At 36.8% G+C, this 19,909-nt stretch carries 22 protein-coding genes; 21 read left to right on the top strand and 1 reads right to left on the bottom strand.

Annotated elements, in window-relative coordinates; all coding sequences use genetic code 11:
- Window positions 1-18: 18 nt before the first annotated feature.
- From BAU27_RS19845 to BAU27_RS19795, 11 genes are all read left to right on the top strand, one after another.
- On the top strand, window positions 19-285 hold the full coding sequence (locus tag BAU27_RS19845) for an IreB family regulatory phosphoprotein (RefSeq protein ID WP_000348591.1): 267 nt from the start codon (window positions 19-21) through the stop codon (window positions 283-285).
- Window positions 286-288: 3 nt separating this feature from the next.
- The gene (gene ruvX / locus BAU27_RS19840) at window positions 289-702 is read left to right on the top strand and encodes a Holliday junction resolvase RuvX (protein ID WP_071747425.1); all 414 of its coding nucleotides are present in this window, start codon (window positions 289-291) and stop codon (window positions 700-702) included.
- A 12-nt stretch (window positions 703-714) separates the two neighbouring features.
- Window positions 715-993, top strand: a complete 279-nt coding sequence (locus BAU27_RS19835; protein WP_000392249.1) for a DUF1292 domain-containing protein — start codon at window positions 715-717, stop codon at window positions 991-993.
- A gap of 218 nt (window positions 994-1,211) precedes the next feature.
- Window positions 1,212-2,282, top strand: coding sequence for an endolytic transglycosylase MltG (gene mltG / locus BAU27_RS19830; protein ID WP_071771711.1), 1,071 nt, complete (start codon window positions 1,212-1,214; stop codon window positions 2,280-2,282).
- A gap of 215 nt (window positions 2,283-2,497) precedes the next feature.
- Complete coding sequence (locus tag BAU27_RS19825; RefSeq protein WP_071771710.1) at window positions 2,498-3,139, top strand: O-methyltransferase; 642 nt, start codon at window positions 2,498-2,500, stop codon at window positions 3,137-3,139.
- A 7-nt stretch (window positions 3,140-3,146) separates the two neighbouring features.
- The gene (locus BAU27_RS19820; protein ID WP_071747422.1) at window positions 3,147-4,076 is read left to right on the top strand and encodes a peptidase U32 family protein; all 930 of its coding nucleotides are present in this window, start codon (window positions 3,147-3,149) and stop codon (window positions 4,074-4,076) included.
- Window positions 4,077-4,094: 18 nt separating this feature from the next.
- Window positions 4,095-5,375, top strand: a complete 1,281-nt coding sequence (locus BAU27_RS19815) for a peptidase U32 family protein (protein ID WP_071747421.1) — start codon at window positions 4,095-4,097, stop codon at window positions 5,373-5,375.
- Between the two features lie 17 nt (window positions 5,376-5,392).
- Window positions 5,393-6,031: a uridine kinase gene (gene udk, locus BAU27_RS19810; RefSeq protein WP_071747420.1), complete on the top strand. Its 639-nt coding sequence runs from the start codon at window positions 5,393-5,395 to the stop codon at window positions 6,029-6,031.
- Between the two features lie 279 nt (window positions 6,032-6,310).
- Complete coding sequence (gene greA, locus BAU27_RS19805; protein ID WP_000179964.1) at window positions 6,311-6,787, top strand: transcription elongation factor GreA; 477 nt, start codon at window positions 6,311-6,313, stop codon at window positions 6,785-6,787.
- Window positions 6,788-6,879: 92 nt separating this feature from the next.
- A complete protein-coding gene (locus BAU27_RS19800) occupies window positions 6,880-8,634 on the top strand; it encodes a peptidoglycan D,D-transpeptidase FtsI family protein (RefSeq protein ID WP_071771709.1) in 1,755 nt (584 codons plus the stop codon).
- A gap of 116 nt (window positions 8,635-8,750) precedes the next feature.
- Window positions 8,751-9,398: a YrrS family protein gene (locus BAU27_RS19795; protein ID WP_071771708.1), complete on the top strand. Its 648-nt coding sequence runs from the start codon at window positions 8,751-8,753 to the stop codon at window positions 9,396-9,398.
- Between the two features lie 34 nt (window positions 9,399-9,432).
- On the opposite strand, the gene BAU27_RS19790 is transcribed toward BAU27_RS19795, so the two are convergent.
- Entirely contained in the window at window positions 9,433-9,648 is a 216-nt protein-coding gene (locus BAU27_RS19790; protein WP_000010984.1) for a YrzA family protein, read from the bottom strand.
- 136 nt (window positions 9,649-9,784) lie between these two features.
- On the opposite strand from BAU27_RS19790, the gene BAU27_RS19785 reads away from it, so the two are divergent.
- The 10 genes from BAU27_RS19785 to BAU27_RS19735 all read left to right on the top strand — a co-directional run bounded on the left by BAU27_RS19785 (window position 9,785) and on the right by BAU27_RS19735 (window position 19,779).
- Entirely contained in the window at window positions 9,785-10,423 is a 639-nt protein-coding gene (locus BAU27_RS19785) for a class I SAM-dependent DNA methyltransferase (RefSeq protein ID WP_002015267.1), read from the top strand.
- Window positions 10,424-10,437: 14 nt separating this feature from the next.
- Window positions 10,438-11,133 carry a 5'-methylthioadenosine/S-adenosylhomocysteine nucleosidase gene (gene mtnN, locus BAU27_RS19780; protein ID WP_002088741.1) on the top strand — a complete coding sequence of 232 codons (696 nt, stop codon included), beginning with the start codon at window positions 10,438-10,440 and terminating at the stop codon, window positions 11,131-11,133.
- Between the two features lie 82 nt (window positions 11,134-11,215).
- Window positions 11,216-12,139 (top strand): O-acetylserine dependent cystathionine beta-synthase, encoded by a 924-nt coding sequence (locus BAU27_RS19775; protein WP_071747416.1) that lies wholly within the window; start codon window positions 11,216-11,218, stop codon window positions 12,137-12,139.
- A 3-nt stretch (window positions 12,140-12,142) separates the two neighbouring features.
- Window positions 12,143-13,276, top strand: a complete 1,134-nt coding sequence (locus BAU27_RS19770) for a bifunctional cystathionine gamma-lyase/homocysteine desulfhydrase (protein ID WP_071771707.1) — start codon at window positions 12,143-12,145, stop codon at window positions 13,274-13,276.
- Window positions 13,277-13,515: 239 nt separating this feature from the next.
- Entirely contained in the window at window positions 13,516-16,119 is a 2,604-nt protein-coding gene (adhE, locus tag BAU27_RS19765; protein ID WP_071771706.1) for a bifunctional acetaldehyde-CoA/alcohol dehydrogenase, read from the top strand.
- A 126-nt stretch (window positions 16,120-16,245) separates the two neighbouring features.
- Window positions 16,246-16,482: a YrhC family protein gene (locus BAU27_RS19760; RefSeq protein ID WP_071747414.1), complete on the top strand. Its 237-nt coding sequence runs from the start codon at window positions 16,246-16,248 to the stop codon at window positions 16,480-16,482.
- Window positions 16,483-16,630: 148 nt separating this feature from the next.
- The gene (locus BAU27_RS19750; protein WP_071771705.1) at window positions 16,631-17,578 is read left to right on the top strand and encodes a helical backbone metal receptor; all 948 of its coding nucleotides are present in this window, start codon (window positions 16,631-16,633) and stop codon (window positions 17,576-17,578) included.
- Between the two features lie 5 nt (window positions 17,579-17,583).
- Window positions 17,584-18,612 carry a FecCD family ABC transporter permease gene (locus tag BAU27_RS19745; protein WP_071771760.1) on the top strand — a complete coding sequence of 343 codons (1,029 nt, stop codon included), beginning with the start codon at window positions 17,584-17,586 and terminating at the stop codon, window positions 18,610-18,612.
- Window positions 18,599-19,417 (top strand): ABC transporter ATP-binding protein, encoded by an 819-nt coding sequence (locus tag BAU27_RS19740; RefSeq protein WP_071771704.1) that lies wholly within the window; start codon window positions 18,599-18,601, stop codon window positions 19,415-19,417. Before BAU27_RS19745 ends, BAU27_RS19740 begins: the two co-directional genes overlap by 14 nt.
- Window positions 19,384-19,779, top strand: coding sequence for an ankyrin repeat domain-containing protein (locus BAU27_RS19735; protein WP_071771703.1), 396 nt, complete (start codon window positions 19,384-19,386; stop codon window positions 19,777-19,779). Before BAU27_RS19740 ends, BAU27_RS19735 begins: the two co-directional genes overlap by 34 nt.
- Window positions 19,780-19,909: the final 130 nt, after the last annotated feature.

Below are 19,909 nucleotides of genomic sequence, written 5' to 3'. Positions count from 1 at the left end.
ACAAGTGAGGTGCTTGAAATGGACGGTTTTGATAAAACAATGAAGTTTAGCATTCAAGATGAAAAACAGAGTGTCCATGTAAATGATGTACTTTTAACTGTGTATGATGCACTTCAAGAAAAAGGCTATAATCCGATTAACCAAATCGTCGGTTATTTATTAAGTGGAGACCCAGCATACATACCTCGCCATAAAGATGCACGAAGCATCGTTCGCAAGCTTGAACGTGATGAGATAATTGAAGAGCTTGTGAAGTCTTACTTGAAACATCATCGTGAGGAGTAGTTTATGCGGATATTAGGTTTAGATGTAGGTACAAAAACAGTCGGAGTTGCAATGAGCGACGAAATGGGCTGGACAGCACAAGGGCTGGAAACAATCAGGATTAACGAAGAACGAGGCCACTTTGGTTTTGACCGTATTTCTGAGTTAGTAAAACAGTATGGTGTGGACAAAATAGTAGTAGGTTTACCTAAAAATATGAATGGTACAATTGGTCCGCGTGGTGAAGCGTGCCAGCAATTTGCAGAAAACCTACGAGAGCTGTTACAATTAGACGTAGTAATGTGGGACGAGCGTTTGTCGACGATGGCAGCGGAACGTCTGCTCATTTCAGCTGATGTAAGCCGTAAGAAGCGAAAGCAAGTAATCGATAAGATGGCTGCAGTCGTAATCTTACAAGGATTTTTAGATAGTAAATAAGAGGTGACCAAAATGGAAGAAAATCAAATTACAATTGTAGACGAAAAAGGTAACGAACATTTATGTGAGATTGTTTTCACTTTTGATGCTGAAAAATTTGGCAAAAAATCATACGTAGTCTTCTCTCCAATCGGTGAAGTAGACGAAGATGGAGACCAAATTTATGATGCAATGGCTTATGAGCAAAATGAAGAAGAGGGCGGAACTTTACTTCCAATCGAATCTGAAGAAGAGTGGGAAATGGTACAAGAAATGTTCAACACTCTTGCTGATGAGCAAGAAGCAGAATAATAAGTATTGAGAAGATGGACGATATATAGTCCATCTTTTTTTATATGTAAAATGAAAGATTTTTTGTCGAAACTGTGTAATCCTTTGTAGTATAATGAGACGGATTGTAGAAAAATAAAATATCTGTAAAAAAATGATAGGTAAGTTTATTGTGATTTTTCATTGTGTTGTATAGAAAGATGTACATATGGCCTACAATTGAATAAGGAGGAAGAGTTTTGATAGAGAATCAAGTGAAAAAGAAGCGTAGACGCATTTTTTTATTTTCGATTATTGCACTGCTTTTAGTTTGTGGTTCAGTCTATGCATATATTTCATCGGCTTTAGGACCGGTTGATAGCGAGAATAAAAAAGAGATTGAAGTAGAGATTCCAAAAGGATCATCTACAAGTAAAATTGGTGAAATTTTAGAGGGAAAAGGTGCTGTGAAAAGCGGTACAGTTTTTAGCTTTTATACGAAGGTTAAGTCAAAAAGCTTACAAGCAGGTACATATTTATTAAATCCTTCGATGAGTGCAAATGACATCATTGAACAAATGTCATCTGGTAATGTACATCGTCCAGCGCTATATAAAGTGACGATTAAAGAAGGGGCGCAAGTAACTGAAATTGCAGAAGTGATTGCGGCAGAATTAAAGTGGAATAAAGATGATGTTGTACGTCAATTAAACGATAAAGCATTTGTTCAAAAAATGCAGCAAAAGTATCCGAAGTTATTGACTGATAAAATTTTTGATAGCAATATTAAATATCCATTAGAAGGCTATCTATATCCAGCGACGTATTCTTTCTATAAAAAAGATACGACGTTAGAAGAAATCGTAATTCCAATGCTTGAGAAAACGAATGCCATTATTGTTCAAAACGAGGCAAAAATGAAAGCGAAAAACTGGGATGTTCATCAGCTTTTAACAATGTCTTCACTTATTGAAGAAGAGGCAACGGGCTTTACAGATCGTCAAAAAATCGCTAGTGTTTTCTATAATCGTTTAGCAAAAGGTATGCCACTTCAAACAGATCCGACAGTGTTATACGCGCTTGGAAAGCATAAACAACGCGTATTATATGAGGATTTAAAAGTAAACTCACCGTACAATACGTATGTTGTGAAAGGATTGCCGGTTGGGCCGATTGCAAACTCTGGTAAACATTCAGTGGAAGCTGCGTTAGAACCTGCGCAAACAGATTATTATTATTTCTTAGCTGCACCAAGTGGTGAAGTGTACTATGCAAAAACATTAGAAGAGCATAATGCATTAAAGCAAAAATACATTACGAAAAAACAGTGAAATGGGGAGGGATAGCGAAAAAGGTCGCACATCCCTCTTTTTTGTGGTAAAATATATCGGGTTAAAAACTGGCAGAAGAATCGTTTTTAATATCAAAACGGGACGTACAAGCTAAGGGTTAAGCTGGCTTGTATTTTTATTGCATTCTATGTGTGAAAAGACAAAGATTGACGCGTCATAGAGGCACTTCTCCATGTAAATAAGGAGGACCAATTATGGAGGATGCAGTTAACGAGTACCTATTATCATTTATTGATCCAAAAGATAAATTAATTCTTGAAATGGAAGAGTATGCAACAGAAAACCATGTGCCGATTATGGATCGACTTGGAATGGAATTTATGCTGCAATTTTTACGTTTAATTGGACCGAAAAGCATTTTAGAACTTGGAACAGCAATCGGTTATTCTAGTATTCGTATGATGGAAGCTATTCCGAATTCGCGTATTGTGACAGTAGAGCGCAATCGTGAACGATATGAAAAGGCACTTGAATATATAGAACGTTCCCCAGTAACAAATCGCATTTCTGTTATTTATGGTGATGCTTTAGAAACGGGTGAACAAGTGAAAGAACATGGAACATTTGACGTTATTTTTATTGATGCAGCAAAAGGACAGTATCGTCGCTTTTTTGACTTATATGAACCGTTATTAAATCCTGGTGGCGTAATTATTTCAGATAATGTTATGTACCATGGTCTTGTAACGACAAAAGAGAAAATTGAAAACAGACGTACGCGTGGTTTAATCCGTCGTATTAAGGCGTACAATGAGTGGCTTATGAACCATGAAGGATATGATACAACGATTTTCCCGATTGGTGATGGAGTAGCTGTTAGTAAAAAGAGAGGGTGACCAAGGTATGAAGAAACCTGAATTGTTAGTAACACCAAGAGCGGTGGCGGATATCGAACCTCTTGCGAAAGCAGGAGCAGATGCGGTAATGATCGGTGAGCAAAAGTTTGGTTTACGTTTAGCAGGGGAGTTTTCACGTGAAGATGTAAAACAAGCGGCGAAGATTGCACATGAAAATGGTGTGAAAGTATACGTAGCCATGAACGCTATGTTCCACAACGATAAAGTAGAAGAATTAACAGAATACGTTTCATTTTTAAACGAAGTGAATGTAGATGCAATTGTTTTTGGAGATCCAGCGGTATTAATGGCTGTTCGTGAAGTAGCGCCAAATATGCAGTTGCACTGGAATACAGAAACGACAGCAACAAACTGGTTCACTTGTAATTACTGGGGACAAAGAGGGGCGAAGCGTGCTGTATTAGCTCGTGAGCTTAGCTTAGATGAAATTGTTGATTTAAAAGAAAATGCTGAAGTGGAACTAGAAGTACAAATTCACGGTATGACTTGTATGTTCCAATCAAAGCGTTCATTAGTAGGAAACTACTTTGAGTATCAAGGACGTAATCTTGACATTGAAAAGAAAAAATATGAAGAGAATATGTTCTTATATGACCCAGAGCGTAACAATAAATATCCAATTTATGAAGATGAAAATGGTACTCACATTATGAGTCCGAACGATATCTGTTTCATCGATGAATTAGAGGAACTAATCGAAGCTGAAGTTGACAGCTTAAAAATCGACGGTGTACTAAAAAGCTCTGAATACATTATTGAAGTAACGAAGAAATATCGTAAAGCAATTGATTTATGTGTAGAAGATCGTGATGCGTATTATGATGTGAAAGATGATTTATATAAAGAGATAGAAGAAATGCAACCAGTAAATCGTCCGTTAGATACAGGATTCTTCTTTAAAGAGACGGTTTACTAAACGAGGAGGGTGTAGGAAATGACTGTACAAGAAATTTCACGAGTGATCGATGGCAAACGCGTTATTGTGAAGAAACCTGAACTGTTAATCCCTGCGGGTAACTTAGAAAAATTAAAAGTAGCTATCCATTATGGGGCAGATGCTGTATATTTAGGTGGACAAGAATTTGGTCTTCGTTCGAATGCAGGTAACTTTACGCTGGAAGACATGGCAGAAGGCGTTGAATTTGCAAAGAAATATGGAGCGAAAATATATGTAACAACAAATATTTTTGCACATAATGAAAATATGGACGGGCTAGAGGAATATTTAAGAGGGATTGAAAAAGCTGGCGTAACGGGAATTATCGTTGCTGATCCGCTTATTATTGAGACATGTAAACGTGTAGCACCTTCTGTTGAGGTGCATTTAAGTACACAACAATCGCTATCCAACTGGAAAGCAGCACAGTATTGGAAAGAAGAAGGTTTACATCGTCTTGTATTAGCTCGTGAGGCAAGCTATGAAGAGATGAAAGAAATTAAAGACAAAGTGGATATTGAAATTGAAGCATTCGTCCATGGTGCAATGTGTATCGCATATTCAGGAAGATGTACATTAAGTAACCATATGACAGCGCGTGACTCTAATCGTGGTGGTTGTTGTCAATCTTGTCGCTGGGACTATGATTTAGTTCAAACGGTATCACAACATAAAGATGCAAAAGAGCTTCCTTTATTCCAAGAAGAAGATGCTCACTTTGCGATGAGTCCAAAAGATTTAAATTTAATTTTATCAATTCCGAAAATGATTGAAATTGGAATTGATAGCTTAAAAGTTGAAGGACGTATGAAATCTATCCATTACGTAGCGACTGTAGCAACTGTATATCGTAAAGTAATTGATGCGTATTGTGCGGATCCGGATAACTTTGAGTTTAAACAAGAGTGGTTAGATGAGCTTGATAAATGTGCAAATCGTGACACAGCTCCTGCATTCTTTGAAGGGGTTCCAGGACATCAAGAGCAAATGTTTGGAAATCATAGTAAGAAAACAACGTATGATTTTGCTGGTTTAGTGTTAGATTATAATGAAGAAACGGGCATCGTAACGCTTGAGCAACGTAATCACTTCAAACCAGGACATGAAGTGGAGTTCTTTGGACCAGAAATAGAAAACTTTACGCAGACGGTGGAGAAAATTTGGGATGAGGATGGAAACGAATTAGATGCAGCGAGACATCCGTTGCAAATCGTGAAATTCAAAGTGGATCAACCAGTGTATGTGAATAATATGATGCGCAAAAACATACTTCAATAAGAAAGAGTGGTAGTCGAATGGGGACGAATAAGCCTGTTGTAATTGGAATCGCTGGTGGTTCAGGATCAGGAAAAACAAGTGTAACGAAAGCGATTTTTGACCATTTTAAAGGTCATTCCATTTTAATCTTGGAGCAAGATTATTATTACAAAGATCAAAGCCATTTACCAATGGAAGAGCGTTTAAAAACAAATTACGATCATCCGCTTGCGTTTGATAATGATCTGTTAATTGAACATTTGAAGCAGTTGCTTGCATATGAGCAAATTGATAAGCCTGTATATGACTATACATTGCATACGCGTTCAGAAGAAATTATTCCAGTTGAGCCGAAAGATGTAATCATTTTAGAAGGAATTCTTATTTTAGAAGACCCACGTCTTTGTGAGTTAATGGACATTAAGCTATTCGTTGATACAGATGCGGATCTTCGTATCCTGCGCCGCATGCAGCGTGATATTAAAGAGCGCGGTCGTACGATGGATTCAGTTATTGATCAATATGTAACTGTTGTACGTCCAATGCACAATCAATTTATTGAGCCTTCTAAGAAATTTGCGGATATTATTATCCCTGAAGGTGGACAAAACCATGTTGCAATTGATATTATGGTGACAAAAATTGCAACAATTCTTGAACAAAAAGTAAATTTGTAATAGCATAGTAAAAGATATACGATAGGAAGGGATTTTTTCCCTTCCTATCGAATACAATGAAACATGCAACCTCATCTATATATAGGTGAGGGCATATTTATATCAACTTTCCATACATATCTTCTTTATATAAAGAAGAATTGGGAATACGGGGTTGTATGTGACAACTCCGCTAGTACAGGCGTGCTAGAAACCTCCGCTATACATATAAGTGGGGGAGTTTTCATATGGAACTCCTCTTTTTTTTCGGGGGATTGGTATATAAAAGGAGTGGAAAATATGGCAACAGAAAAAACATACCCAATGACGCAAGAGGGTAAGCAAAAATTAGAGAACGAACTTGAGGATTTAAAAACGGTAAAACGTAAAGAGGTTGTAGAGCGCATTAAGATTGCACGTAGCTTCGGAGATCTTTCTGAGAACTCTGAGTACGATGCAGCGAAAGATGAGCAAGCGTTCGTAGAAGGACGTATTACACAATTAGAAAACATGATTCGTAACGCAGTTATCATCACAGATAACGGTGAAGAATCTACAGTTGTTACATTAGGTAAAACAGTAACATTTAAAGAGTTACCAGGTGGAGATGAAGAATCTTACACAATCGTAGGTAGCGCAGAAGCAGATCCATTTGAAGGAAGAATTTCTAACGATTCTCCAATTGCAAAAAGCTTATTAGGTAAGCAAATTGGTGAGAAGGTAGCAATTCAAACACCGGGCGGAGAAATGCAAGTAGAGATTATCTCTGTAAAATAACGTAAAAATCACTCGTGTAAAAACGGGTGATTTTTTTATTTGTATAAAAGATGAAACACCTCGTCTAAACTACATGAGACGAGGTGTTTTTTATGAAAATAAAACGGAGAATTACAGTTGTTTTAATTTGTTTTATGAGTGTAATGTTTTTACTACTTTGTCGCTTAATCCAAATACAGATTTTAGATACGGAATCATTTACTGACCAAAATATCAATTTAATTGAAAAAAGTGTTACGCAACGAACGCAATCACTTACAGTAGATAATGGAAGAGGGCACTTTACAGATCGAAATGGTAAGGAAATCGGTGAAGAGAAATATCCAGTTCTAATTATTTTTCCATTTTTACAAATAAAAAATGACATGTTAGAGAAAATTTCGCATATCATTGGTTTGTCGAGACAAGAGATAAGACTGCAAATGAAAAGTAAGAATAAAGCATTTATATTACAAAGGGGGAATATCCCATTTCAATTAACGGTTGAGCAGATGGAGAAGGTAAATCAGTTAGATACTTTAGGCATTGTAGCAGCAGAAGTTCGATTGAAGCAAACGGGAGAGGCAAATCATTTAATTGGTGATGTGGGAGAGAATGAACAGGAATTTCAAAAGCGCTATGGAGAAATGAAAAAACTTTCGGAACAAACGCCAATTGGTATTTCCGGATTGCAACAATCATTTGATGAATTTTTACTTACTGATGGAGAGGCAAAAGTACTATATCAAGTGGATCGGCAAGGAGAGCCGATTTTCGGGAAACAAGCAAAATACACTTCACCAGGAAATCCATTTTATCCAGTTACTATTCAAACAACGCTACATAAAACGTTGCAACGGCAAGCTGAAAAGATTATAAATGAAAACGGAATAAAAAAAGGTGGGTTAGTATTACTAGACATAAAAAATAGTGAAGTTTTAGCAATGGTAAGTAAGCCATCTTTACAGATGAATGATAGGAGCGCATACAAAGCAACACTTGAAAATCAAATGTTAACTCCTCATTTTCCTGGATCTGTTTTTAAAACAGTAGTTGCAGCGGCGGTAATTGATCAAAATTTGGTGCGATTTAACCGTGTATTTAACTGTAATACGGATTTATACGGTGAAAATCTTCCACAAGTTATGATGGGGTCATTAAACTTTAAGGAAAGCTTTGCTAGAAGCTGTAATCGGACGTTTGCCCTATTAGGTAATGAACTAATACAAAAGGATAGAGAAGTGTTAGAGACGTATATAGAGGCCCTAGGAGCAAGTAAGACGGTTGGTTGGAAAGGTTCAGTATTTCATACACCAGAATTTGAACAATTGCCAGAAGAAAAGAATGCTGTTATTTGGAGAAGTGAAGAAAATAAAGTTAGTAGAAAAGCCATTGCTCAAACGATGATTGGACAAAAAGATGTACGCGTGTCGCCTCTAGCTATAGCGAATATGATGGCGACAATTGCTAGAGATGGAGAGAAGTTGGAAGTGAAAGCTGTAAAAAAAATAGTATATAAAAATGGAACTGACTTTTTTACATTTGAAAATCATAAATTAACTGGGAAACAGCTTTCTTATGAAACGGTGAAAAAACTACAAGAGTTATTAAGAGGTGTTGTAACGACGGAGAAAGGAACGGGAACAGTGTTCCGTTCGTTACCACTAAACGTTGCCGGAAAATCTGGAACGGCACAAACAGGAAAAGGAGAAAAGGTGAATCGCTGGTTTGCAGGTTATTTTCCATATGAAAACCCAAGGTATGCTTTAGTTGTAGTTGATATAGAAACAGATAGTAACAAAAATGTAGTTACACCCGTTTTTACAGAAATGGTAGAAGTAATTCATAGATTAGAAAATGAAAAGTAATCTTGCAATTATTTATGAAATGTTTTCATTTCGTGAAAATATTATTGTAAATGTTCAACCTTTATAAATTTAATGTTACAATAGCAAGTATGAAAAACTGCATGGAGGTTTGAAGAATGGCAGGAGGATCTAGATTTCAACAGAAACAACAAAAACGTCGTCAAAACGGTGTTTTAAATATTGCAATTGCTATTGTATTAATAGCAGTAGCTATTGTAGCATATCAATTGTTTGTTCCTGACACAAAAGAGCAAGCGGCTTCTAGTGATAAAAAAGTAGCTCAGCAAACAACAAAAGAGAATAAAGCTGAGAAAGCTAAAGGCAAAGAAGAGACGAAGAAGAACGAGCAAGAGAAGGCAGAGGCTAAGAAGAAGGAAGAAGAGAAGCAAAAGGCTGAAGAAGAACAGAAAAAAGCTGAAGAAGAAGCGAAAGCTAACGAGAAAGTACCAGCTGAAAAAACACAGCCAAAGGCAACTGACGCTTATACGAAAGCTTCTTGGAAGCCAGTAGGTACAGAGCAAGGTGCAACACCTGCGATGACGTTTAAAAAAGGTACAGCAGATTGGAATGAGATGAATCAAGCAATTTCAGCTGCAATTGACGTTCCAGTAGAGCAATTAGTTATTCATAGAATCGGAAATAACGGTAAGAATAAAGCTTACGGTAACGTACAAGATAAACAATCAGGTAAAAAGTATTATGTGAATATTGATTGGGTAGACAATGAAGGCTGGAAACCAGTACTTGTTCAAACTCTAAACTAAAAAAGAGAAGCTCTTATGAGCTTCTCTTTTTTAGTTAGCGTAATTTTTTTAATTTAAAATGAACAACCGCGCTATAATATGGTCTTTTGCTTTCCGGATCCATAACCATTTGATGCGAGATGTGATGAACTTCAAGCATAAGTGCTTTATTATTATCGATTTGTTCACTAATTTTTCGTTCTAAAGAAGCTAAGTCTCCCGCTTCAAAAAACTCTACTTTATCTTCTAACATTTCAAAGGTAAATGACACGAAGACGACCCCTCTCCTATGTAATCACCTATAGTGTAACAAAGAAAAGAAGGAAATACCATGTGCATTTCAATTGACATTTTTGGAAAGAGGGCATATTATACTGATAAAACCGATAAGAAAAAGGGGAATTTTTATGGGAACAGAATTTAATGGTTTATTTGATGAATGGGCTCATACGTATGACTCATTTGTACAAGGCGAAGATATACAATATAAAGAAGTTTTCGCCCATTATGAGGACATTTTAGAGGATGTAGTTAACAAGTCATTTGGCAACGTATTAGAATTTGGTGTTGGTACTGGCAATTTAACAAATAAATTATTACTTGCTGGTCGCACAGTTTACGGTATAGAACCGTCACGCGAAATGCGTACTATTGCAAAAGAGAAATTACCAAAAGAATTTTCAATTACAGAGGGTGATTTTCTTTCATTTGAAGTCCCAAATTCAATCGATACTATTGTGAGCACTTACGCATTTCATCATTTAATAGATGAAGAAAAAGACGTAGCAATTGCGAAGTATAGTCAATTGCTAAACAAAGGTGGTAAAATAGTGTTTGCTGATACGATATTTGCAGATCAAGATGCGTATGATAAAACTGTCGAAGTAGCAAAACAAAGAGGTTTTCATCAGCTAGCAAACGATTTGCAAACAGAATACTATACACGTATTCCGATCATGCAATCTATTTTTGAAAACAATGGCTTCCACGTAACGTTCACGAGATTAAATCATTTCGTTTGGGTAATGGAGGCAACTAAGCAATAGAAAGAGGGATTAGATTGAGAATTGCTGTAATTGGAGCAATGGAAGAAGAAGTACGTATTTTACGTGACAAACTAGAACAAGCAGAAACAGAAACTGTTGCAGGTTGTGAATTTACGAAAGGGCTATTAGCAGGACATGAAGTAATCTTGTTAAAGTCTGGTATTGGTAAAGTAAACGCAGCGATGTCAACGACGATTTTATTAGAAAGATATAAGCCTGAAAAAGTAATTAATACTGGTTCAGCTGGTGGATTCCATCACTCTCTAAATGTTGGAGATGTGGTTATTTCAACAGAAGTTCGTCACCATGACGTAGATGTAACAGCATTTAACTATGAATATGGTCAAGTGCCAGGAATGCCGCCGGGATTTAAAGCTGATGAAGCATTAGTTGCATTAGCTGAGAAATGTATGCAGGCAGAAGAAAATATTCAAGTTGTAAAAGGTATGATTGCAACAGGCGATTCATTTATGAGTGATCCGAACCGCGTTGCGGCAATTCGTGATAAATTTGAAGATCTTTATGCAGTGGAAATGGAAGCAGCAGCTGTTGCACAAGTATGCCACCAATATGAAGTTCCGTTTGTTATTATTCGTGCACTTTCTGATATTGCTGGTAAAGAATCAAATGTTTCATTTGATCAATTTTTAGATCAAGCAGCTCTTCATTCTACAAACTTTATCGTAAAAGTACTAGAAGAGTTAAAGTAATGTAACAAAAAGGCAACTGTCTCATATAAAGAAAATACATACAGTTGCCTTTTCTTTATTGGCAAATAAGGGGGAGAACACGATGAATGTATATCGTGGCGTTCATGAATTGATTGGTCATACACCAATTGTAGAAATTACTCGTTTTTCACTTCCAGAAGGAGTCCGTTTATTTGCAAAGCTTGAATTTTACAACCCAGGCGGAAGCGTTAAGGATCGTTTAGGAAGAGAATTAATCGAAGATGCGTTAGAAAAAGGGCTTGTTACCCAGGGCGGAACAATTATTGAACCGACGGCTGGAAATACTGGCATTGGACTGGCACTTGCAGCGTTAGAACATGATTTACGCGTTATTGTTTGTGTACCAGAGAAATTTAGTATTGAGAAACAAGAATTAATGAAAGCGCTAGGTGCAACGGTCGTGCATACACCGACTGAGCAAGGAATGACCGGCGCAATTGCAAAAGCAAAAGAGTTAGTAAATGAAATACCGAATTCATACTCTCCAAGTCAGTTTGCGAATGAAGCAAATCCGCGTGCTTATTTCAAAACATTAGGTCCTGAACTTTGGGATGCATTGAATGGAGAGATTAACATATTTGTTGCAGGGGCAGGGACTGGCGGTACGTTTATGGGAACTGCATCTTATTTGAAAGAGAAAAATATTGATATTAAAGCGGTTATTGTAGAACCAGAAGGCTCTATTTTAAATGGCGGTAAAGCTGGTTCACATGAAACAGAAGGTATTGGTCTTGAATTCATTCCACCATTTTTAAAAACATCTTATTTTGATGAAATTCATACGATTTCTGATCGACATGCATTTTTACGAGTGAAAGAATTAGCGCAAAAAGAAGGACTTCTCGTTGGAAGCTCTTCAGGAGCAGCATTTCATGCGAGCTTACTTGAGGCAGAGAAAGCAACACCAGGTACAAATATTGTAACGATTTTTCCTGATAGTAGTGAGCGCTATTTAAGCAAAGACATATACAAAGGATGGGAATAAAAAATGAGAGCAAAGACAAAGTTAATTCATGGTATTCGCATAGGAGAACCTTCAACTGGATCTGTAAACGTACCGATCTATCAAACAAGTACGTACAAACAAGAAGCAGTTGGTAAGCATCAAGGATATGAATATTCACGTACAGGCAACCCGACACGTGCAGCTTTAGAAGAAATGATTGCTGTATTAGAAAATGGTCATGCTGGATTTGCATTTGGCTCAGGAATGGCTGCTATTACAGCAACAATTATGTTGTTCTCAAAAGGTGATCATGTCATTTTAACAGATGATGTTTATGGCGGAACGTACCGTGTTATTACGAAAGTATTAAACCGCTTCGGTATTGAGCATACATTTGTAGATACAACAAACCTAGAGGAAGTTGTAGAAGCAATTCGCCCAAATACGAAAGCAATTTATGTAGAAACACCAACAAATCCATTACTAAAAATTACTGATATTAAGAAAATATCTACTCTTGCTAAAGAAAACGACTTATTAACAATTATTGATAACACATTCATGACGCCATATTGGCAGTCGCCAATCTCTTTAGGAGCAGACATTGTACTTCATAGTGCAACGAAATATTTAGGAGGTCATAGTGACGTAGTTGCAGGGCTAGTCGTTGTAAATAGCCCACAACTAGCAGAAGACCTTCATTTCGTGCAAAACTCAACAGGAGGTATTCTTGGACCACAAGATAGCTTCCTACTACTTCGCGGTCTAAAAACGTTAGGAATTCGTATGGAAGAGCATGAAATAAATTCACGCGCAATTGCTGAGTTTTTAAATAACCATCCAAAAGTAAATAAAGTATATTATCCAGGTCTTGAATCACATCAAAATCACGAATTAGCAACAGAACAGGCGAATGGATTTGGTGCAATCATCTCATTTGATGTAGATAGTGAGGAAACGTTAAATGGAGTACTTGAGAAGTTACAGTACTTCACACTTGCTGAAAGTTTAGGAGCAGTAGAAAGTTTAATTTCTATCCCGTCTCAAATGACACATGCATCAATCCCAGCAGATCGCCGTAAAGAATTAGGAATTACAGATACATTAATTCGAATCTCTGTTGGTATTGAAGATGGGGAAGATTTAATTGAAGATTTAGCACAAGCACTAGCATAGTAAAAATGCACTGCTAATATAGAGCAGTGCATTTTATTATATTAATTTGTGAAAAATTTCACAAATTAGACATACACAAATGAAATGATTTCATGTATATTGAATTCATGAAATGTTATTCACGAACAAACTTGTGAAATGTTTCACAAACAATGGGATTCATGTAGGACGGTAACTCTATTTTTTTTCGCTAATCGGGACTTATTATGACCGTGATAACAGAATAGGAGGAAATTTACATGGTAGTCAAAGAGAAAGTTGTAAATGAAATGCAAGAGGTAAAAGAGATGATTGATACGTTAGTGAAGAACGGTCAACAAGCTTTACAAGCATTAGAAAGTTTTACACAAGAGCAAATTGACAACATTGTTCATGAAATGGCGCTTGCGGGTGTCGATCAACATATGCCACTTGCGAAGTTGGCTGTTGAAGAAACCGGCCGTGGTGTATATGAAGATAAATGCATTAAAAATATTTTTGCCACTGAATATATTTGGCATAGTATAAAGAAAGATAAAACGGTAGGAATTATTCATGAAGATCCTCATGAAGAAGTAATAGAAATTGCAGAACCTGTCGGTGTAGTAGCTGGGGTAACGCCAGTAACTAACCCAACGTCGACAACAATGTTTAAAGCGTTAATCGCGATAAAAACGAGAAATCCAATTATTTTCGCATTTCATCCTTCTGCACAAAACTGTTCCATTGCAGCGGCGAAAACAGTATATGATGCAGCAGTGAAGGCCGGTGCACCAAAGCACTGTATTCAATGGATTGAAAGACCTTCTGTGGAAGCAACGAAACAATTAATGAACCATGAAGGTGTTGCACTCGTTCTAGCGACTGGAGGAGCTGGTATGGTGAAATCAGCTTATTCTACTGGCAAACCCGCGCTAGGTGTAGGCCCTGGTAATGTACCATGTTATATAGAGAAGTCGGCACATGTAAAACGCGCTGTTAATGATTTAATTTTATCGAAAACATTTGATAACGGTATGATTTGTGCATCGGAACAAGCTATCATTGTAGACAAGGAAATCTATGATGATGTTAAAACAGAAATGATTGCAAATAATTGTTACTTTGTAACAGAAGAAGAGAGAAAAAAATTAGAAAAGCTTGTTATTAATGAAAATACATGTGCAGTAAATAGTGATATTGTTGGGAAATCTACGCAGTATATTGCTGAATTAGTAGGAATTACTGTACCTGAACATACAAAAATGCTTGTAGCTGAAATTAAAGGTATCGGGGCATCATATCCACTATCTCGTGAGAAGCTAAGCCCAGTGTTAGCTTGTGTAAAGGCAAATTCATTAGAAGAAGGATTTACATATTGCGAAGAAATGTTAGACCTTGGTGGCCTAGGGCATTCAGCGGTTATCCATTCTACAAATAAAGAAGTACAAAAACAATTTGGGTTACGTATGAAAGCCTGCCGTCTCATTGTAAATGCACCTTCATCACAAGGTGGAATTGGTGATATATATAATGGATTTATTCCATCACTTACGCTTGGTTGTGGCTCCTACGGGAAAAACTCAGTTTCTCAAAATGTAACAGCTACTCATTTATTAAATATAAAAAGGTTGGCAAATAGAAAAAAGAATATGCAGTGGTTCAAATTACCACCCAAAATTTATTTTGAAAAACATGCGACAGCATATTTAGCAAACATGCCTAACATTTCCCGCGCATTTATTGTAACGGATCCAGGGATGGTTGAGCACGGTTATGTAGATACAGTTACGCACTATTTACGTAAGCATGCAAATGATGTGAAAGTTGAAGTTTTCTTTGAAGTTGAGCCAGATCCATCAGATGAAACCGTATTTAAAGGTGCGGACATGATGAAAAGCTTTAAGCCTGATGTAATTATCGCACTTGGTGGCGGTTCAGCTATGGATGCGGCAAAAGGGATGTGGCTCTTCTATGAGCACCCAGAAACAACATTCTATGGCATTAAACAGAAATTTTTAGATATAAGAAAACGTACATGTAAATATCCGGAATTAGGAAATAAAGCGCAGTTTGTTGCCATTCCAACAACATCAGGAACAGGGTCAGAAGTGACACCATTTGCAGTTATTACAGATAAGAAAAATAATATAAAGTATCCACTCGCGGATTATGAATTAACGCCAGATGTAGCAATTGTTGATCCGCAATTTGTAATGACAGTACCACCACATGTAACAGCAGACACTGGTATGGACGTATTAACGCATGCAATCGAGGCGTATGTGTCTGTTTTGGCAAATGACTATACAGATGGATTAGCATTAAAAGCAATTGATCTCGTATTTAAATATTTACCGAGAGCATATAAAGATGGAAATGATGAAGAAGCACGAGAAAAAATGCATAATGCTTCCGCAATCGCAGGGATGGCATTTGCAAATGCTTTCCTAGGTATTAATCACAGTTTAGCGCATAAAATTGGACCAGAATTCCATATTCCGCACGGGCGTGCGAATGCAATTCTTATGCCGCATGTAGTCCGCTATAATGCTATTAAGCCAAGAAAACACGCATTGTTCCCAAAATATGAGCACTTTGTGGCTGATGAACGCTATGCACATATTGCGAGAATGCTCGGGCTTCCAGCAAGTTCAGCGGCGGAAGGTGTGGAATCACTCGTCCAAGCAATTATTGAGCTTGGAAAAAGTTTAAATATAAATATGAGTATTGCAGGACAAGGAGTTGCTAAAGACCAATTTGAAGGGGTTGTTGGATTATTAGCAGAAAGAGCTTTTGAAGATCAATGTACAACAGCTAATCCAAAATTACCGCTCATTTCAGAGCTGAAAGAAATCTATATGGAAGCATATAAAGGCGTATAATAGATAAAAAAGAGCCGCGAGTAAGCGGCTCTTTTTTACTTTGGAAAACATCTCCCAGATTGGTTCTATTTACTTGTCTTTAAGCTTGATAGAATGTGATAAAGTGAGGATGGGAGTGATAAGCAGATGAAAGAATTACAAGAAAAAATAGCAGATTATACCCGGTTTGCACAAGTACTTTTAGCTATAAGTACATTTTTAATGATCGGTTTATTAATTCCAAGTGGAATAAAAAGTATGGTACAGTCTTTTGCTATGATGGGAAGTATTATTGTATTTTTAGTTCTTGCTTTTTTCTTCTTTAAGCGTGTTAGAACGATGCGTGACCAATTAGAGGAGAGCGAATATGAAGAAAATTGTTAAATAGGGCGCTACGAAAAGAAGAAATCTTTTTGTAGCGTTTTTTTGTTTTTTGTAGAAAATGTATGCGTTTCATGTTGACAATGATAATCCTTATCAATTAAAGTAGAATAGTAGTCAATGATTATCATTATCAATTAGAGGTGGAAGAATGAAAAAATCTATTACACTGTTCACAGCGATCTTATCTATTTTTTTCTTGTTAATAGGTTGCAGTGCAAAGGAAAACGAAAAAGCATCTGCAACAAAAACAGAAAAAGGAACAGACAAAATCGAAATCACCGATCTCTCAAACAGAAAGGTAACATTCAATAAAGTTCCTGAAAGTTTTGCTACGTTGAGTATGGGAGACATGGATATTATTCATGCTTTAGGTGGAAAAATAGTAGGTCGTCCTGATACAAAATTAACTCTCCCAGAGGAATTAAAGAAAGCGCAAGTAATCGGGAATGCACATCAACCGAATTTTGAGCAAATTGCTAGTTTAAAACCGGATGTACTTGTTGCTAACAATGGATTCCAAAAGAACATTCCAACGGTTGAAGGACAAGGAACAAAAGTAATCATTTCTTCAGCCAATTCTGTAAAAGATATTCAAAAGAGTATTGAAATGTATGGAACAGTGATGAAGAAAGAAGATAAAGCAAAAGAACTTAATCAAAAAATTAATGATCAAATGAAGAAATATGAGAAAAAGAGTGACGTTAAAGCATTACTAGTGTATGGAGCACCAGGCACTTATTTAGCAGCGTTACCAACATCTCTGTCAGGTGATATTTTAGAAAAAACGGGCGGTAAAAATATTGCAGCTGGTTTTCCAGAAATGAAAGAATATCCGCAATATGCACAGCTAAGTGTAGAACGCATTATTGAGGCGAACCCAGATGTAATTTATTTAATTACACATGGAGATCCAAATAGTGTGAAAAAAGCATTTGAAGGCGAAATGATGAAAAATGAAGCGTGGAAAAATTTAGATGCAGTCAAACAAAATCATGTTGTTATTTTGCCACCAAATTTATTTGGATCAAATCCTGGAACAAAAGTAACAGAAGCAATGGACTTTATGTATAAAAGTATACAAGATGTAAGGAAATGATGAGTATGGAGAGTAGTGAAGCAGTAAGAGAAAAGGAACATCCTTTTGCGAAAAAAAGATGGATAACAGCAGTTATTTTAGTTGTATTAACGATTCTAGGTCTTTTTTATGGTCTTTTCGCAGGAAGTTTATCCTTTTCTTTAGGAGACATTCTAACAGGGATACAAGATGAAGATTCGACAGTTCATCGAATTGTATGGGATCTTCGTATACCGAGAGTGCTTGTTGGGTTTATAGTAGGAACGTGTTTAGCTACATCTGGAGCATTACTGCAAGGGGTTATGAGAAACCCTCTTGCAGACCCTGGTATTATCGGGGTTTCATCCGGAGCAGGTCTTGTAGCAATTGTAATTATGATTCTATTCCCTCAGCATATGGCTTTTTTACCGCTAGGAGCATTTTTAGGTGCTTTCATAACAGCGATGGTTATTTACGCTTTATCATGGCAAAAAGGGGCACCGCCTTCAAGAATCGTCTTAGTAGGTGTATCAATCAATGCATTAATTGGTGCAGCAACGTCAGCATTAATGTTACTACATAGTGATAAAGTACAATCTGTGTTACCGTGGTTAGCTGGTGGTATTGGTGGTGTAAGTTGGGCGCATTTAAACATGATTATTTATTATGCAATATTCGCTATTATATTGGCTTTCTTTGGCATTAAGCATATTCGAGTATTAATGCTAGGAGATGAAATGGCGAAATTATTAGGGCATAACGTGGAGAGAAGTCGGTTTTATTTAATAGTAGTAAGTACATTATTAGCTGGAATTGCGGTTAGTGTTTCTGGACTTATTGGATTTGTCGGTCTTGTTGTACCACATATGTTACGTTTATTAGTTGGAAATGACTATAAATATTTACTGCCATTATCCTGCCTTGGCGGAGGGATATTACTTGTTTTCGCGGATGCGATAGCTCGAAGTTGGTTCGATCCAATCGAATTGCCTGTTGGTATTTTATTGTCCTTCTTGGGCGGTCCGTTCTTCTTATATTTAATTCATAGAGGAGGAAAACAACGTGATTTCCGTTAACAAAGTGTTTTACGCACATTCTGAAAGATTTCAAATGCAAAATATGAATGTACATATTAAAGCTGGAGAAATCGTTAGTTTAATCGGTCCGAATGGGTCGGGGAAGTCTACTTTGCTTCGTTTAATAGCAAGGCTACTTAAACAAAGCGAAGGAGATATCATTTTAGATGGGGAAAATATTCATACGATGAAGAGTGTGGATGTAGCGAAGCAATTAGCGATGTTACCACAAATGCATGATCATCAATTAGATTTAACAGTGAAAGAGTTAATACAGTTCGGAAGAGGTCCTCATAAATCATGGAGTAGTCGCTTGAATAAAGAAGATGAAGAAATTGTTGATTGGGCATTGTCTGTTACAAATCTTGAAGGGTATGAATATCGTCTTTTACAGTCTTTGTCAGGAGGAGAAAGACAACGTGCTTGGATTGCGATGACGCTAGCACAACGTACAAATGTCTTATTATTAGATGAACCAACAACCTTTTTGGATATCGTTCACCAGTTGGAAGTAATGGAACTTGTGAAACGATTAAACGAGGAGTTTGGTATGACAATTATAATGGTTTTACATGACATTAACCAAGCGGCTCAATATAGTGATCGTTTACTCGTATTAAAGCAAGGCAAGATTCAGTATGACGGTGTACCAGAAGAAGTATTATGTCAACAAATGTTTCAACATGTATTTGGCATAGAAGTAGATATTTTTCAAGGAAGCGACAAGCCATTTTTTACACCGAAACGAATTTCTAAAAAAGGAGCAGAGCGATGCAAACAGAAGAATGTATTACCACTGAATTAGTAAGAGAATTTGTTATGGCAGCTCATGGAGATCTAGAAAGGGTACAGGAGCTTTTGTTCGAATCACCAAGCTTACTTCATGCTTCTTATAATTGGGGCGGTTCAGATTGGGAAAGTGCTTTAGGAGCAGCAGCACATGTGGGGCGTAAAGATATTGCTCTTTATTTACTAGAAAAGGGTGCTCGGATGGATGTTTTTGCAGCAGCTATGCTTGGAGAGTTAGAAGTTGTACAAGCTATTTTAGTAGCACAACCAGAAGCATTGCGTGCATCTGGCCCACATGGTATTTCCCTTCTTCAACATGCTCGAATGGGTGGAGAAAAAGCACAGCGTGTATTTAAGTACTTAACGGTGCTCTCTTAATCACCGTAAAAGTTCTTATGTGCGGTAAACTTTTCACTTTAATATAATTGGAAAGTTTACCGCCCGTTAGAACGGGATAAGTATCTAGTATATTTGAAAATCCTACCCCCCCTCAATTGTAGTTTTCTTT

The organism is Bacillus sp. NH11B (assembly GCF_001884205.1).
GTDB classification, from domain to species: Bacteria; Bacillota; Bacilli; order Bacillales; family Bacillaceae_G; genus Bacillus_A; species Bacillus_A proteolyticus.
Note: the sequence above shows the minus strand (reverse complement) of the source record. Positions and strands in the feature narration are given on the sequence as shown.